12 protein-coding genes are annotated in these 16,556 nt (G+C 68.9%); 2 read left to right on the top strand and 10 right to left on the bottom strand.

Annotated features, from left to right (window positions below):
- Positions 1-32: 32 nt before the first annotated feature.
- Complete coding sequence (locus tag AB5L97_RS02015) at positions 33-767, top strand: GntR family transcriptional regulator (RefSeq protein WP_369046254.1); 735 nt, start codon at positions 33-35, stop codon at positions 765-767.
- Here the strand turns inward: AB5L97_RS02015 and AB5L97_RS02010 are convergent.
- The 3 genes from AB5L97_RS02010 to pyrE all read right to left on the bottom strand — a co-directional run bounded on the left by AB5L97_RS02010 (position 717) and on the right by pyrE (position 5,289).
- Positions 717-3,584, bottom strand: a complete 2,868-nt coding sequence (locus tag AB5L97_RS02010; RefSeq protein ID WP_369046253.1) for an FAD-linked oxidase C-terminal domain-containing protein — start codon at positions 3,582-3,584, stop codon at positions 717-719. The two genes, AB5L97_RS02015 and AB5L97_RS02010, sit on opposite strands and share 51 nt — an antisense overlap.
- 63 nt (positions 3,585-3,647) lie before the next feature.
- Complete coding sequence (locus tag AB5L97_RS02005; RefSeq protein ID WP_307956998.1) at positions 3,648-4,649, bottom strand: thioesterase domain-containing protein; 1,002 nt, start codon at positions 4,647-4,649, stop codon at positions 3,648-3,650.
- Between the two features lie 37 nt (positions 4,650-4,686).
- Positions 4,687-5,289, bottom strand: a complete 603-nt coding sequence (gene pyrE / locus AB5L97_RS02000) for an orotate phosphoribosyltransferase (RefSeq protein ID WP_369046252.1) — start codon at positions 5,287-5,289, stop codon at positions 4,687-4,689.
- A 141-nt stretch (positions 5,290-5,430) separates the two neighbouring features.
- Between pyrE and AB5L97_RS01995 the strand changes: the two genes are divergently transcribed.
- Positions 5,431-7,092 carry a stealth family protein gene (locus AB5L97_RS01995; RefSeq protein WP_423246816.1) on the top strand — a complete coding sequence of 554 codons (1,662 nt, stop codon included), beginning with the start codon at positions 5,431-5,433 and terminating at the stop codon, positions 7,090-7,092.
- A gap of 35 nt (positions 7,093-7,127) precedes the next feature.
- Here AB5L97_RS01995 and AB5L97_RS01990 read toward each other — a convergent pair whose 3' ends face one another.
- The 7 genes from AB5L97_RS01990 to uxaC form a co-directional block, all read right to left on the bottom strand.
- A complete protein-coding gene (locus AB5L97_RS01990; protein WP_369046251.1) occupies positions 7,128-8,072 on the bottom strand; it encodes a phosphodiesterase in 945 nt (314 codons plus the stop codon).
- A 195-nt stretch (positions 8,073-8,267) separates the two neighbouring features.
- Positions 8,268-9,713 (bottom strand): glucuronide transporter, encoded by a 1,446-nt coding sequence (gene uidB / locus AB5L97_RS01985; protein ID WP_369046250.1) that lies wholly within the window; start codon positions 9,711-9,713, stop codon positions 8,268-8,270.
- Positions 9,714-9,750: 37 nt separating this feature from the next.
- Entirely contained in the window at positions 9,751-11,592 is a 1,842-nt protein-coding gene (gene uidA / locus AB5L97_RS01980; protein ID WP_369046249.1) for a beta-glucuronidase, read from the bottom strand.
- Positions 11,593-11,873: 281 nt separating this feature from the next.
- Positions 11,874-12,407, bottom strand: a complete 534-nt coding sequence (locus AB5L97_RS01975) for a gluconokinase (protein ID WP_369046248.1) — start codon at positions 12,405-12,407, stop codon at positions 11,874-11,876.
- Entirely contained in the window at positions 12,404-13,633 is a 1,230-nt protein-coding gene (manD, locus tag AB5L97_RS01970) for a D-mannonate dehydratase ManD (protein WP_369046247.1), read from the bottom strand. The genes AB5L97_RS01975 and manD overlap by 4 nt, the downstream gene beginning before the upstream one ends.
- Before the next feature lie 115 nt (positions 13,634-13,748).
- Positions 13,749-15,032, bottom strand: coding sequence for a mannitol dehydrogenase family protein (locus tag AB5L97_RS01965; RefSeq protein WP_369047332.1), 1,284 nt, complete (start codon positions 15,030-15,032; stop codon positions 13,749-13,751).
- 62 nt (positions 15,033-15,094) lie between these two features.
- On the bottom strand, positions 15,095-16,513 hold the full coding sequence (uxaC, locus tag AB5L97_RS01960; protein ID WP_307957006.1) for a glucuronate isomerase: 1,419 nt from the start codon (positions 16,511-16,513) through the stop codon (positions 15,095-15,097).
- Positions 16,514-16,556: the final 43 nt, after the last annotated feature.

Below are 16,556 nucleotides of genomic sequence, written 5' to 3'. Positions count from 1 at the left end.
AGCTGTAGGCGCGCTGGGATAGGGTGAAGTCCATGCCTCACCCGGATCTCACCTTCGAACCACTCGGTGAGCCCGAGACAACCCTCACGGGCAAGGTCATGAAGCAGGTCCGGGCCGCCATCATGTCCGGCGAGATGAAGCCGGGCGAGCTGTACTCGGTCTACCAGCTCGCGGAGCTGTTCAACGTTTCCCGCTCGCCGGTCCGGGACGCCATGCTGCGGCTCGAGGAGGCTGGCCTCGTGCGCTTCGAGCGGAACAGGGGTTTCAGGGTGGTCCAGCCCCGTCCCGAAGACGTGGCCGAGATCTTCGCGATTCGCCTCGCGCTCGAGGTTCCCGCGGCGCGGGCCGCCGCCCTGCGAAGCGATACGGAGATCGCTGCGGCGCTGAAGGACGCGATGGCCCGGATGGAAGAGGCCGCCGCGGCGGGCGACGACGAGACGTTCTTCCACCATGACCAGCGCCTCCACGACGTCATCCTCGCCGCCTCGGGCAATACCCGGATCCGCTCGATCATCGCCCAGCTTCGCGTGACGACCCGCATCCTCGGGGCGTCGACTGCCGGCGTGAACCGTTCCCTCCAGGCCATCGTTCAGGAGCACGCACCGGTCGTCGAGGCCATCATGGCGGGCGACGGCGCCCGCGCAGCGGCCGAAATGCGGGCCCACCTCAACCACACCGGCCGCCTCCTGGTGGACCAGACCATCACCAGGCTGGGCCTAGCCCTCGACGGGGACGCCCTGTGGGACGCTCTGACCGCCAGCTTCTGAGCTGAGCGCCCCACGAAGGACCTCTGCCAGGTGCTGGGCCCGGACGCCCGTTCCTTGCTGGACCTGCGTCCGGCACGAGAAGCCGTCGGCGAGAACCAGCGTGGACTCTCCTTTGGCCCGGACCTTCGGGAACAGCTCCCGTTCGCCGAGCGCCTGCGAGACCTCGAAATGGCCCGGCTCGAATCCGAAGTTCCCTGCGAGTCCGCAGCAGCCCGATCCGATGACATCGGTGTCGATCCCGAGCTTCCGGAGCACGGCCATGTCCGGGTCATAGGTGCCCTGGGCCTCCTGATGGCAGTGCACCTGCGAAATCGCGGGCGCGTCGACGACGCCGAAGGGCCACGCGCCGTCGTGCTCCGCGACGAGCTCGGCGAGGGTGACCACTCGGCCCGCAAGCTGGGCCGCCCGTGGATCGTCCGGGAGGAGCTCCGTGATCTCGTGGGTGAGCATCACGGTGCACGAGGGCTCGAGTCCCACGATCGGCAGATTCTGCGAGAGTGCCTCCTCGAGCGCGTCGAGGGACTGGCTCATGACCTTCTTGGCCATGTCGAGCTGGCCTGTCGAGTGCCAGGTCAGGCCGCAGCACACCTGTCCCTGAGGCAGGACGACCCGGTAGCCGAGCGCCTCGAGGACCTCCACGGCAGCCTGGCCGACGTCCGGCGCGTTGAAGTTCGTCAACGTGTCAGGCCACAGCATGACGGTGGAACGCACGACGGCGGGCCGCTCGCCTTCTGCCTCAATGGCGGCGGCGCGCTTGGCGAACCACTTCCGCAGCGTGACGGGCGCGAAGTGGATCATGCGCCGCTTGGGCTCGATGCCCGCGAGGCGCTTGACGAGCTCCTCGGCGGGGCGGAAGCCCAGGATCCAGTTGGCCAGCCGCGCCGAGCCGGGGATCGCCTCGAGCACCCTCGACGTGAGCGGCAGCCAGCCCATCGCATAGTGCGCCATCGGCCGGAGCCTGCCCTTGTAATGGTGGTAGAGGAACTCGGCCTTGTAGGTGGCCATGTCGACGTTGACGGGGCACTCGGAGGAGCAGGCTTTGCAGGACAGGCACAGGTCCAAGGCCTCGAGCGTCTCCTTGGACTGCCAGCCGTCGGTCACGGACTCGCCGCGGAGCATCTCGGCCAGGATCCGCGCACGCCCGCGGGTCGAGTGCACCTCGTCCCGGGTGACCTGGTAGGAGGGGCACATGGAGCCGACGTCGGATCGGCACAGGCCGACGCCCACGCAGCGGTTCGTGGCGCTGACGAAGGAGCCGCCGTCACGGCTGAACGCGTGCACCGGTGTGAGGTCGAAATGGCGGATGCCCGGACCCGGACGGATGCCTTGATCGATGGGTTCGGCATCGACCAGGACCCCCGGGTTGAAGAAGTTGTCGGGGTCGAAGGCGGCCTTGAACTCGGCGAAGGCCCCCAACGCCTCAGCGGAGTAGATCACCGGGAGGAGCTCGGAGCGGGCGCGGCCGTCGCCGTGCTCGCCGGATAGGGACCCGCCGTGTCGGGCGACGAGCGCGGCGGCCTCCTCGATGAAGGAACGGTAACCTGCGACGCCATCCTCAGTGCCGAGGCCGAAGTCGATGCGGAGGTGGACGCATCCCTCGCCGAAGTGGCCGAACGGGATTCCCTGGAGTCCGTGCCTCCCGAGCAGCGCGTAGAGGTCGCGGAGGTAGTCCGCGAGGTGCTCGGGAGGCACGGCGGAGTCCTCCCAACCAGGCCAGGCCTCGCCCCCATCCGGGAGCCGCGTGACAATGCCCGCGCTGGCCTCGCGGATGGTCCACAGCGCCCGGGCCTCGTCGTGCCCGGTGACCACCACAGAGTCCAGGATGCGTCCCTCGCGCATCAGGGCGTCGACGAGGGACCTGGCCGCGTCGCCCGCCTCGTCAGCGGTCCCGGCGCCGAGCTCGACGTAGAGCCAGCCACCACCCTCGGGCAGCTCGGATCCGGCGGTCTCCCGTCCGGGCCGAGAACGCAAGGCAGCCAGGAGGTCGGCCCCCATCCCCTCGACCGTGTAGACGCCGGGCCGGCGCAGGAGTGGCGCGGCGGCAGCGGCGTCGAACACGTCCGCGAATCCGAGCACCGCGAGCGCTGTCGCCTGCGGCCGCTCGACGAGACGGACGGTCAGCTCCGTGATGACCCCGCACGTCCCCTCGGTCCCCGCGAAGACCTTGGCCATGTCGAAGCCGTTCTCGGGGAGCAGATAGTGCAGCCCATACCCGGAAACCTGCCGCGGGAACTGCCCGAGCTCGGTCCGGAGCACCATGAGGTGGGCGTCGCGGACCTGCCTCAGGCGGTCCTCGAGCACAGGGTCGCTGCAGGAGTCGGCGCCGATTTCGATCTCGCGGCCGTCAGCGAGCATGACCTTGAGGGAGACCAGGTTCTCGGCCGCTGTGCCCCACGCGACCGAATGCGAACCGCAGGCATTGTTGGCCACCATCCCGCCCACCGTGCAGCGGGAGTGCGTCGACGGGTCGGGGCCGTAGGTCAGCCCGAAGGGTGCCGCTGCGTCGCGGAGGGCGTCGCAGACCACGCCGGGACGGATGCGTGCGGTCCGGGCCTGAGGGTCGATCTGGAGGATCTCGTTGAAGTAGCGGCTCGTGTCGATCACGAGGCCGTCGCCGATCGCGTTCCCTGCCACCGAGGTGCCCCCGCCACGGCACGTGACAGGCCACCCCCGCTCTGCGGCAGTCCTGAGGGCCTCCCGAATGTCCTCCACGGTGTGGGGCTCGACCACGGCGGCCGGCACGCGTCGGTAGATCGACGCGTCGGAGACGTAGGCGGCGCGTGTGGTGAGGTCCGTGCGGAAGGCGACGCTGGTCATTCCTTCTTCTCCTGGTGGCCACAGCGACAGTAACATGCTACACGTGAGATACCACAAGAGCTCCTATCTGCCCGCTCCACCGGCCCCGCCCACCTTCCGCGGGAGCGGAAGCAGCTGCGGCAGGAGCCGCCCGAGGAGGTTGTTGTACACGATGCCGCTCCACTCCGGGCTCGCGTGGGCGGGGAACGCGCCGATGGTCTGCAGGTCCGAGCTGACCAGGTTCTCGGGGAAATACCGTGCCCACCGGGCGCGGGCGGAGGAGTAGTTGACCGTCTGGTCGCCGGGATTGCCGATGAACGCCATCTCCGCCCGGTCGAGCGTGCCGACGAAGCGGGTCACGTCCCAGTCGTAGATGTACTGGGACTCCGCCTGGATCAGCACGCTCGACGGCGCGAGCGGCGAGAGCTGTTCGAGGGTCTGGTCCAGAATCTGCGTCCAGGTGCGCTCGTTCTTGTGGATCACGCGCTCCCCGAACTCGTAGCCGCCGCGGACGAGCGAGGGGATGCGGATCCCTAGGTCGTACAGGAACACCACGGAGTCGAACCAGCTCTGGTCGAGGACGTCGTACTTCGAGGCGGGCGTCGAGTCCAGCACGATCACCTCGACGAGCGGCCCGTTCTCGGCCAGCAGCCGCGATGCCACCTCAACGGCCACCATCCCGCCGAACGAGTGCCCATAGAAATACAGGGTCCGCAGGCGCCTCTGACGCACGTAGACGCGCAGTGCATCGAGGATCTCGTCAATGTCGAGCCCGAGGTTCGAATAGCCGATCGCCGCGAGCTGTCCGCGCTCGGACAGCGAGTCATGCAGGGCGGCGAGGATGATCCGCCCCTCCTCCCAGCTCGTCTTGTAGCCGGGGAACAGGACCCACGAGGCGTCGGGGAAGCGCCGCCTCGCGGCGTCGTCGGCCATCTCGAGGACCACCGTCTGGCGGCGACGGCTCTGCACCTCGCGGGTCACGAACATGTCCGTTGCCAGGAGCGCGGACCCCACCGCGCCACCGAGGAAGGCGCGGCGCGAGAACGCCTTGAGCCGCCGTGCGGCGCGCAGCATGGCCGGGTCCATGGCCGGTTCTCCCACAGTGCCGCCCGGGCTGGGCCCCTCAGTCGAGGCCTAGCTCGGCCTTCCCGAACGCGAACAGGTAAGGCACACCGGCCTCGGCCTCGATGCGCTCCTCCGCGCCGGTGGCGCGGTCCACGATGACGGCGACGGCGGTCACCTCGCCGCCCGCGTTGCGCACGCCCTCCACGGCGGTCAGCGCGGAACCTCCGGTGGTCGAGGTGTCCTCGAGCACCACGACCTTGCGGCCCGCGACGCCCGGCCCCTCCACCTGCCGTCCCATCCCGTAGGACTTCTGCGCCTTGCGCACCACGAACGCATCGACGGCGCGGCCTGCCTCGCGCGCGGCGTGCATGACGGCGGTGCCCACCGGGTCGGCGCCCATCGTGAGGCCGCCCGCGGTCTCCATCTGCACGCCAGCCCGGTCAATGAGGTCCAGCATGACCTGCCCCACAAGCTGGCTCGCCTCGTGGTGGAGGGTGACGCGGCGGAGGTCCACGTAGTAGTCCGCTTCCTTGCCGCTCGAGAGGGTCACCTTCCCGTGGACCACGGCGAGTTCCTTGATCAGTTCGAGCAGGCGAGCGCGGGCGGCGGCGATGTCGACGGTAGCGGCAGCGGCGGAGGCAGCAAGCGGGGCGTCAGTCATGGCTTCGATTCTAGTGGCGGCCGTCTTCACCCGGATCCACTTCGCTCGGCCGGGTTCCGTCCGGAGCGGCACGCACGACGGCGTGTGGTCGCGGATGGCGATGTGGCCATCCGAAGGGCGGCGCGGCGTCGTGCGCCTATCATGTGCCTTGAACCCCGCACACCCGTCCTGCCCCGCCCGCATCCCGCAAGGAGGCCCGTGAACACGTCCCTCACCCCCGCCGAGGTCTACCACGCCACGCCGGACGCCGAGGAGTCCGTGCCGCCGGTGCACGAGGTCACCTCCGCCGCGGCCGGGCGGCGCCTCGCGGACCGGGAAGACGTGGTCCGGCACAAGAAGCGCGGCTACGCCCTCGTCAACGCCGGCCAGACCCCGCACGAGGCGATGGTCGCCGACCTGCTGTTCGTGAGGGGGGCCCTCGAGGGCGCCCAGGTCCCCTACCTCCTGGTGCGAGGCAACGACGCACGACCCGTGATCGCCGTCGACTGGTCCTTCCGCAGGCAGCTGCGCCATGCGCTCGTGGCGGCGTGCCGTGACGAGCCGTTCTACTCCCTGACCGTGGATGCACGCAAGGACCGAGCCCTGCTCGTTGCGGACGGCCAACTCGCCGAGTCGGCACAGGCGCGCATGTTCCGGCTCTATCGGCCGCGGATCGAGCCGCATGGCGGCCTGCGCTACGGCCCGGAGACCGGTGTCCAGATCGAGCTGTGGAAGTGGGAAGGCGAGATCCTGCAGCTTCCCATCGAGAACTCGCTCACGCGCCGCACCATCCCGCGGTCCGAGGCTGTCCGAGGAACCGTAGAGCGGTTCGGGCACACCTGGCCGACCATCGAGAACATGTTCGCCGACCACGCGACGGACATCCACTTCGAGATCGACATCGTCTTCTCATGGGTGGACGGCGCCGACCCCGAGCTCCAGCGCTACCGCGCGTCGTTCCTGCCGGGCGTGGTGCTCGGCGAGGGCGACGACGCTGAGGCCCGAGTACGCCAGATCAACGAGCTGAAGTACGCGCTGCGCAGCGTGCACATGTTCGCGCCGTGGATTGGACACATCTTCATCGCGACCGACTCGAAGGTCCCCGACTGGCTGGATGCCTCGCACGAGCGGATCACCATCGTGCCGGCCGCGGACCACTACAAGGACCCGTCAGTGCTGCCGGTGTTCAACTCCCAGGCCATCGAGTCTCAGCTGCAGCACATCGATGGCTTGTCCGAGCACTTCCTGTACTCCAACGACGACATGTTCTTCGGCCGGCCGCTCGGCCCGGACATGTTCTTCTCCCCTGGCGGGATCACGAAGTTCATCGAGGCCTCGACGCGGATCGGGCTCGGCGACAACCACCTTGACCGTTCGGGCCACGAGAACGCCGCGCGCGTTAACCGGCGGCTCCTGTGGGAGCGGTTCGGCCGCATCACCACGCGGCACCTCGAGCACACCGCCGCGCCCTTGCGGCGGAGTGTCCTGCTTGAGATGGAGCGGGAGTTCCCCGAGGAGTTCGCCCGCACGGCCGCCGCGCGCTTCCGCACGTGGGACAGCATCTCGGTGACGAACTCCTTCTACCACTACTACGCGCTCCTCACCGGGCGCGCCGTGACGAAGATCGGGGCGAAGGTCCAGTACATCGACACGACCGTGCGCTCCGGACTGGAGTCGCTCGGCAAGCTGCTCAAGAAGCGCAACCAGGACTTCTTCTGCCTCAACGACGGCTCGTTCCCCGAGGTGTCAGCGCAGGAGCGCCAGGAGCGCGTGACCGATTTCCTCGAGAAGTACTTCCCCATCCCGGCTCCTTGGGAGCGCTGACCGCGTTCCGTTTCGGGTCCGGATCTCGGCGCTGGTCAGAGGGTGGGGTGGGCCTCTGACCGCCGGACCGGGCGCGCGCCGTCGTCCGCGGGGAACGTGACCCCGGCGTCGGCGAGGATCCGCGCGACCTCCGCAGCGGGGACGTCGCGGCCCACCGTCTCGCCGCCCGCGGCGGGCACCACGGAGTGCAGCACCGAATCCGCGTAGACATGCACGAGGTTGTACGCCTGGGCGGCGTCGCGTCCGCGCGTTCCGCGGATCCCGGAGGTGGGATCGACGGCGCCGGCGAGGTCCTGCGTGTAGCAGGTCGCAGAGGCGACAGACACAGGAATCCCCGCAAACGTCCCGGAGGTCGAGTAGTGCAGGTGCCCGGCGAGGATCGCGCGGACGTCCGAGCCGCGCAGCACGTCAGCGAGGGGCGCCTGCCCCCGCAGCTCCACGAGCACCGCGAGTTCCTGCACGCAGGGCACGGGCGGGTGGTGCATCGCGAGGAGCGTCCCGTCGGGGGCGGGGAACGTGAGCTCCTCGGCGAGCCAGTCGAGCTGGGCCGCGGAGACCTCGCCGTGGTGGAACCCGGGCACGGTCGTGTCGAGCACAATGATCCGAAGTCCGTTGACCCAGTGGACCCGGTCGAGCGGCTCGGCGGAGGGGTCCTCGTCGAGCAGGTGCTCGCGGAGGGCAGCACGCGAATCATGGTTGCCCATGGCCCAGATGAGGCGCGAGCCGAGAGCCGCGGCCGCCGGCTCCGCGATGCTGCGCAGCCGGGCGTAGGCGGCGGGCTCGCCCCGGTCCGCGAGGTCACCGGTGACCACGATCGCCTCGGGCGAGCCGCCGGCGTCGTGCATCTGGGAGAAGAGCCTCCGCAGCCGCTCCTCGGAATCGAGGGTGCCCGCGAGGAGTCCGTCACCGACGAGGTGCGTATCGCTCACATGGACCAGGAAATGGCGCGGCCGAGGATGCTCGGCCTGGATGATGCCCATTGGGAGCCTTCTGTCGTCTCGGGTCACTCCCCCCAGTGCACACATCCAAGGCATCTGGGCGATGAATGTCCAGTGAACGCGCCGCAAACCGCCCAAGCCGGGCGAAACAGAGAGGCGGACGACGGCGGAACGTGGGTTCCGCCGTCGTCCGCCCTTGCGCTCTGGCCCAGACGTGTATCCGAAACCGAGAGGGAGCTAGGCCCCTTCCGGCTTGCTGAGCTTGGCGACCGTCTCCGCGTCGGCGCCGAGGCCAGCACCGGCCTGGAGGTGGCGCTCACGGATCTCGGCCACGATCTTGGCGTGCCGTGCGTCCGTGAGCTCGTAGAAGAACATGATCACGCCGGCGCCCGCGCCGAGGATCGCCGGGATGAGGCCCGCGGCGATCTGGATGCCAGTCACGGCCTGGGCCGTCTGTGCCGCAGCATGGCCGTCGTAGCCGCCCCAGGCCAGCGCGTAGCCGGCGAGGGCGCCCCCCACCGCCTGACCGGTCTTGCGGGTGAAGGAGAAGAGCGAGTAGATGATGCCCTCGGAGCGGACGCCCGTCTTCCACTCGCCGTACTCGACGGTGTCCGCCTCGAGGGCCCACACCACGATGCTGACGCCGGCGATGCCGCCAACCGCGATGACGAAGCCGAGGAACGCGAGCCACACGAGCGTGGTCGGGGTGAACATGACCAAGAGGCCGCCCACGACTCCCACCACGATGAACGCCATGTAGACGGTCCGCTTGCCAAACCTCGCGACGAGGACGGGGACCCATGCGCTCAGCGCCAAGGTGATGACGAGCTGGACGATCGAGAGGATCGGGACGAGGCCGAGGTTGTGCAGAGCGTCGCGGAAGTAGTACACCTGCACGGTCGAGAGGGACAGGTAGCCCGAGAGGAAGAGCAGCGAGGAGAGGCACAGCATGAGCAGCGGCTTGTTGCCCTTGAGCGTCTGCATGCTCTGCTTGAACGACACCTTGGGTACGTCCCGGGCGACCTTCTCACGGGTCGTGAAGAACGTGAACAGGTACAGCACGACGCCGAGCACCATGAAGACGAGCGTCACCGCGGTGAAGATGGGCTGGAGGTCGGTTCCGGCCTTGAGCAGCGGCGCGACGAAGATGCCGAGAGCGGAGGAGACGAGGAGCGCGCCAACGGTTCTCGCCGAGGCGAGCTTTGCGCGTTCCTTGGGCTTCTGCGTCATCGCCGAGGCCATCGAGCCGTAGGGGATGTTCACGAGCGAGTAGGCCAGGCCCAGCGCCGCGTACACGATGTACGCGTAGGCGAGCTTCCCGCCCTCGCCGATCTGGGGGATGTGGAAGTTGAGGAAGGTGAGAATGAGCAGCGGAACGGACCCGAACAGGATGAACGGGCGGAACTTGCCCCAGCGCTTCGTGTTGGTCCTGTCCACCATGCGTCCAGCGAACAGGTCGGAGAACGCGTCGAAGAGGCGCACCACGAGGAACAGCGTGCCCGCCGCCGCGGCGGGGATGCCTGCCACGTCGGTGTAGTAGACAAGCAGGAACATCGACGTGGTGGTGAACGCGAGGTTGTTGGCGGCGTCACCCGCCCCGTAGCCGATGATGCTCCGGAGGCGGAGCTTGTCCGACCCGGGATGATCGGTGCGCGCGGCCGGTGCCGACGGTGAAGACGTCATTGTCATGTCCTTGTCCTTGGGGTGGGGCCGGTCGCGGTCAGCGGGCCTGCGGCTTCTTGTTGTTCAGCGGCGCCCAGCGACGGCGCAGGGCGTGAGCGGCGGCCTTCGGGCGGCGATCGCGCGTGAAGGCGCCCTTCTTGTTGCCGTCCACACGCATGATGCCGTTGGACGTGGCGAAGTCCGCGAAGTTCCACACGTGCTCGCCGACCATGGCCGGCACGCGGTCGAAGACGCGGTGGTACATGTCCAGGAACGCGGACTGGTACTCCTCGCTCCAGGGCTGCTCGTAGAGGGAGTGCAGGCCCGGCATCGTGTCGGCCCCGTACTCGGTCATGATCATGGGCTTGCCGTGCTTCTCGGTCCATGCGAGAAGCTCGGCCTCGAGGGCCTTCTCCGCCGACGCGAGGTCGCCGGTGTTCAGGTACCAGCCGTAGTAGCGGTTGAGCATGATCACGTCGAACAGGTCCGTGATGATGTCCTTGTCCGGTCCGTCGAACATGACGTTCACGAAGCCGATCGGGCGCGTCGGGTCGAGCTCGCGGGTGAGCCTGGCGAGGGGCTCGAAGTACTCGCGGGCGCCCTGCTCGGAAGACTGGGGCTCGTTGGCGATGGACCAGATGACCACGGACGGGTGGTTCTTGTCCCGCGCGACGAGCTCCGCGATGACCTGCCGGTGCGCGGCCGCGGTCTCGTCGCTGACGAACTCCGGGCCATACGTCTTCTTCGCTCCTGTGCTGAAGAACCCTGCGAAGTCCGCGTTGAGGCCCACTGCAGGGGTCTCGTCGATGACGACGATGCCGTGGCGGTCCGCGTAGTCCATGACCTCCTCGGAGTACGGGTAGTGGGAGGTGCGGAAGGAGTTCGCGCCGACCCACTCCAGGAGGGAGAAATCGTTCACCATCTGCGCGTGGCTGTGGCCCTTGCCGATCGTGACGTGGTCCTCGTGCATCCCGAAGCCCGTGAAGTAGAACGGCTCGCCGTTGATGAGGAACTCCGTGCCGCGCACCTCGACGGTCCGGACGCCGAACGTCTGGGCGTAGGAGTCCACGACCTGACCGTCCAGGTCGACGACCTCGACCACGAGGCTGTACAGGTAGCCCTTGCCGGGCTGCCAGAGCTCGACGTCGGGGATCGCCACCGTGCCGGAGATCCCGTCCGCGGCGGCCACCTCGGCACCCGAGGCGTTGAGGACCCGCACGCGGACCGGCAGGAGCCCTGCGGTCTCACCGGCGACGACAACCGCGTAGTCGACGGTGCCTGTCGCGATGGTGCCGGTCCCGGCTGCGCCGGGGTCGCCTTCGAAGCCGGTCGTCACGACGACGTCTTCGACGTAGACCGCCGGCGTGCTGTAAAGCGAGATGCTGCGGTGGATGCCCGCGTAATTGTAGAAGTCGTGCATGTACTGCTGCTGCCGGCGGCCGTCGTCAGTCTCGGTGATGTTGCCCGGTGGGATGGTGGCCTGCGTGAGCTCGTTGTTCACCGCGACGGTGAGGCGGAACGCGCCGCCCGGGCTCACATGCTCGGTGATGTCCGCCTCGAACGGGGTGTAGCCGCCCTGATGCTCGGCGACGAGGACGCCGTCCACGAAGGCTTTCGCGCCATGCGTCGCGGACTCGAAGCGCAGCCAGACGCGCTCTCCGACCCAGCCTCGGGGCACGCGGACCTCACGCTCGTACCAGACCCAGCCGACGTGGTCGCGGATCGCCTTGTCGGCGAACACATCGTTGTAGCTCGCGGGCACGGCCATCTCGAGTGCCGTGTCGAGCCGTGCGTTCTGCCAGCCCTCGCGGAGACCCGCGTTGTCCGAATCCACCTTGAAGGCGAACAAGCCGTCCAGGCTCACCAGTTCGCGGGTGGGTCCATTCTGGGGCTTGAGCATGTGCCGTCCTTCGCATCGTTGCGGTCCGCCGGGGCATTGGAGCGCCGCCTGGGCGGGGCCTGTCTTCGGGGCTGTTCATTCAAGGGTAGGACCGGCGGCAACATCTCGGCAATCGATTGCCACACGTTGCCATCATCGCATCCGTGCAGCCCCGCAAGCCCGCGACCCAGTCGAGTCGCGCCCGCGTGGAACAACCAGGAGACGCCAAAACGCCACCACTCCGCAGGTGCGGTCGTGGTGGCGCTCTGGCGTGGGGATAGAGGGCACGCCGCCCGAGTGCGTCAGGCGCGGAGCCACTCCGCTGCCTCGCGGACAATCTGGGCGGGCGGCTCGGCGACGTCGAAGGCGACACCGTGCTCGTCCGGTTCGAGCTCCTCGAGGGTCCCGAGCTGCGAGTCCAGGAGCGAGAGCGGCATGAAGTGCTCCGGCCGGGCGGCCATGCGCTCAGCGAGCAGCTCGCGGCTTCCTCGCATGTGCACGAATACGGTGTCCGGCGCCGCGCTGCGGATGAGGTCGCGGTACGAGCGCTTGAGCGCGCTGCAGCCGATCACCATCGTGCCGGTCGCGGCGGCCATCCGCGCGCCGATCTCACGCAGCCAGGGCGCACGGTCGTCGTCGTCGAGCGGAGTGCCTGCCGCCATCTTCGCGACGTTGGCCGCCGGATGCAGGTCGTCCCCGTCGACGAACTCTCCCCCGAGCTCCTCGGCGAGGAGGGCCCCCACGGTGCTCTTGCCCGAGCCCGAGACACCCATGGCGATCACATGCAACGTGCGGGACGCGGCGTCGGACTCCGCACGTTCGACGGCCGTGCTCACCAGTCGTGGACCGTGCCGTCGATGAGGCGGTTGTACGGCAGGTACGCCTGCTGGTAGGGGAAGGAGTTGGCCGCTTCCTCGTTGAACTCGACGCCGAGGCCCGGCTTGTCGCCGGGGTGGAGGTAGCCGTCCTTGAACGTCATGGACTGCTCGAACACGGTGTTCGTCGCCTCCGAGTGCTGCATGTACTCCTGGATGCCGTAGTTGTGGATCGCGAGGCCCACATGCAGCTGGGCGGCGAAGCCCACAGGAGAGATGTCCGTGGGCCCGTGGAAGCCCGACTTGATCTGGTACTGCGCCGCGTAGTCCATGACCTTCTTCAGCGGGCTGATGCCGCCGAAGTGGGTGGAGGCCGCTCGGACATAGTCGATGAGCTGTTCCTTGATGAGGCTCTGGAAGTCATAGACGGTGTTGAAGACCTCGCCGATCGCCAGCGGCGTCGTCGTGTGCGAGCGGACGAGGCGCAGGGCCTCCTGGTTCTCCGCCGGAGTGCAGTCCTCGAGCCAGAAGAGGTCGTAGGGCTCGAGGGCCTTGCCGAGCTTGGCCGCCTGGATCGGGGTCATGCGGTGGTGGCCGTCGTGGAGGAGCGGGATCTCGGGGCCGAACTCGTTGCGCACCGCTTCGAAGACGGTCGGGAGGTGGCGCAGATACGCGCGGGTGTCCCAGTCCTCCTCCTGCGGGAACGCGCCGCGGCCGGCCGGCTCGTAGTCGTAGCGCTCGCCCGAGGCCTGGGTCTGGGCGGCCACGCCGTAGACGGCCTTGATGCCCGGGATCGCCGTCTGGACGCGGATCGACTTGTAGCCGAGCTCGAGGTGCTCGTGGATCGAGTCGAAGAGGGAGGGGATGTCGGTGCCCGAGGCATGGCCGTAGGCGCGGAGGCCGTTGCGGGAGGCCCCGCCGAGCAGCTGGTAGACCGGGAGGCCGGCCACCTTGCCCTTGATGTCCCACAGCGCCATGTCCACCGCGGCGATCGAGGCCATCGTGATGGGGCCGCGGCGCCAGTAGGAGGAGCGGTAGAGGAACTGCCACGTGTCCTCGATACGGTGCGGATCGCGTCCGATGAGGAGCTGGGCCACGTGCTCCTTGAGGTAGGCGGCGACGGCGAGCTCGCGGCCGTTGAGGGTCGCGTCGCCGATGCCGACGACCCCCTCGTCGGTCGTCACCTTGAGGGTCACGAAGTTTCGGGTCGGGCTCGTCACGAAGACTTCAGCGGAGACGATCTTCATTGTCGCTTCCTTTCACTGCTGGGCGCTGCCGGAGGGGATGTGTACTTCAGCCTAGTTGGGCGGTGGTCGCATGGCAATCGATTGCCACAATTTGCCGTCATGATGCCAAGAGCCGTCACTCCGCGCCGAGCGTGCCGCGGAGGGAATCAATCCGCGAGACGACGAGCGGGTCTCCCGCGAGCTCGGCGGAGACGAGTTCGGTGAGGGCCTGCGTGCGCTCCCGTCCCTCGAGTCCCGCGGCCGCGACGATGTGTTCCTTGAGTGGGTCCTGGAAGTCGGTGCCGGAGGCCACCGCCGCGGACACGAAGTCGATCCAGGCCGCGATCATGCGTGCCGCGGCCACCCCACTCCGGCCCTCCGCGAGCTCGGCCGACAGCACGGGCACGGCCCGCATGCGCAGCTTCGTGGTGCCGTCCGCTGCGATCTGGGCCAAATGGTGCGCGATCCGCGGGTTCGAGAACCTCTCGAGGAGGGCATCGCGGTACGCGGGCACCCCGAGCCCCGGCAGCGTCAGGTGGCGGGCGGCCTCGTTCCAGAACGCCTCGACGGCGTCGCGGCACGCGGCGTCGTCGATTGCCTCGGCAACCGTCGTGTGACCGCGCAGCTGGCCTGCGTAGGCGAGCAGCGAGTGCGCCCCGTTGAGGAGCCACAGCTTGCGGTTCTCGAACGGCTCGATGTCGTCCACGAACTGGGCGCCGGCGTCCTCCCAGCGCGGGCGTCCCGCCGGAAAACCGCCCGAGAGGATCCAGTTCGCGAACGGCTCCGCCACGACCGGCGCTTCGTCACGGTACCCGCGCTGGGCGGCCACCTCTGCGATGTCCTCTGGAGTCGTGCGCGGCGTGATGCGGTCCACGGACGTGCCGACGAAGCTGACGTTGTCGCCGATCCAGTCGGCAAGGCCGGCGGAGCCGGCGTCCAGACCCTCGGCGATCGAGAGGACCGCACGCTCGGCGACCTCGCCGTTGCCGGCCACGTTGTCGCAGCTCACGACGGCGATCGGCCCGGCCCCCGCGTCCCGGCGCGCTGCGAGACCGCGGACGAGGCGCGCGAGGGGAGAGTCGGCGTCGTGCTTCTCGTAGACGGCCTCGGTGACGGTCAGAGTGACGAGCGCCGTGGCCGGGGCGGCGAGGAGCTCGTTGAGACGGTCCGTGTCCGCGCCGTCGACGGCCTCGGCGATCGAGCCGACGACCTCGAAGGTATCGCCCTCCGGCCCGCGCTCGATGAGCGTGAAGAGGCCATCCTGAGCCGCGAGGGTCAGGGCCGCATCGGGCCGGCGCCCCGTGAAGGACGCGATGCCCCACTCCGCCGAGTCGGACGCGTGCTCGGTGAACCAGGCCTGGTGCGAGCGGTGGAAGGCGCCGAGGCCCAGGTGGACGATCCTCACGGGCGGCGCTTGCATGCCCTCGCGGCCGAGGAGGGGGATTTCGGTGGTAGTGCCTGCAGCAGTCACAGGAGTCTCTCCTAGAGCTTGAAGACGCGGCGCGGTGAACCGTCGACCAGGTCGACGATGATCTCGTGGGCGCGGTTCTCGGTGACGCGGTGCTCGGCGACGAGGCGGGCCAGGAAGCTCGCGTCGACTCGGCGGGAGGCGTCGTGGCGGGCGGGGATCGAGCAGAACGCACGGGTGTCGTCGATGAAGCCGGACGTGCGGGTGAAGCCCGTCGTCTCGGTCACGGCCGAGCGGAACCGCATCATCGCGTCGGGGGCGTCGAGGAACCACCATGGCGCACCGACGTACACCGAGGGGTAGAAGCCCGCGAGCGGCGCGAGCTCGCGCGAGAACACCGTCTCATCGAGCGTGAACAGGACGAGGTGGAAGTCCTTGGCCGTTCCGAAGTCCTCGAGCAGAGCCCTGATGCCCGCCGTGTAGTCGATCGCGAACGGGATGTCGTGGCCCGTGTCGGCCCCGTACTTCTCGAACGTCGGCCGGTGGTGGTTGCGGAACGAGCCAGGGTGGATGGTCATGACGAGCCCGTCCTCGACGGACATGCGCGCCATCTCGTACATCATGTGGGCCTCGAACGCGTCACGGTCGGCCGCAGTGGCCTCGCCGCGGCGGGCCTTCTCGAACAGGGCCTCGGCCTCGGCACGCCCGAGCTTGAGCGTGAGCGGCGTGCGGACACCGTGGTCCGCCGAGACCGCGCCGTGCTGGACGAAGTAGCGGCGGCGGTTCTCGAGCCCGCGGAGGTAGCCCGCATAGCCGGCGACGCCGTCGCCCGCCTCCGCCGTGATCCGGTCCACGCGCTGGCTCCACTCCGCGTGGGCCAGGTTGATGTAAGGGTCGGGGCGGAAGGTGGGCAGGACGCGGCCCGCGAACGACTCGTCCGCGGCGATGCGCGCGTGTGCCTCGAGGGAGTCGAGCGGATCGTCGGTCGTCGCGAGGACCTCGATGCCGAAGTCCGTGAACAGCTGACGGGGGCGGAAGCCGGGCTCGGCGAGCTTGGCCGAGATCGCCTCGTACACGGTGTCCGCGTTGTCCGCGCCAAGGTTGTCGACGAGGTCAGAGGGAAGTCCGAAGACGTGCTCGAACGAGCTGCGGAGCCAGTAGCCGGAGGCGGTGCCGTCGAAAAGCGGCCACGCCTCGGCGAACCTGCGCCACGCGGTGCGGGAGTCGACGTCGGCCGTGCCCCCCACTCGAAGGTCGGAGAGCTCGATGCCGGACGCGTGGATGAGGCGGGTCACGTAGTGGTCCGGGCTCACGATGAGCGCCGTCGGATCGGGGAACGGGGTGTCGTCCGCGATCACGTCGGCCGGCACGTGGCCGTGGGGGGACAAGATCGGCAGATGCTCGACGTCGGCGAGCAGCTCGCGCGCGATCTGGCGAGTTCCCGGATCGGCTGGCAGGAGTCGGTCAGGGTTGGCGGCGATGGAGTCAGTCACGGGTGGTCTCTTCTCTAGTCTCTGCTCGGGTCTTGGCGCGTTG

Source organism: Sinomonas sp. P10A9, assembly GCF_041022165.1.
GTDB classification, from domain to species: Bacteria; Actinomycetota; Actinomycetes; order Actinomycetales; family Micrococcaceae; genus Sinomonas; species Sinomonas puerhi.
This window is presented reverse-complemented; position numbering and strand designations above follow the sequence as displayed.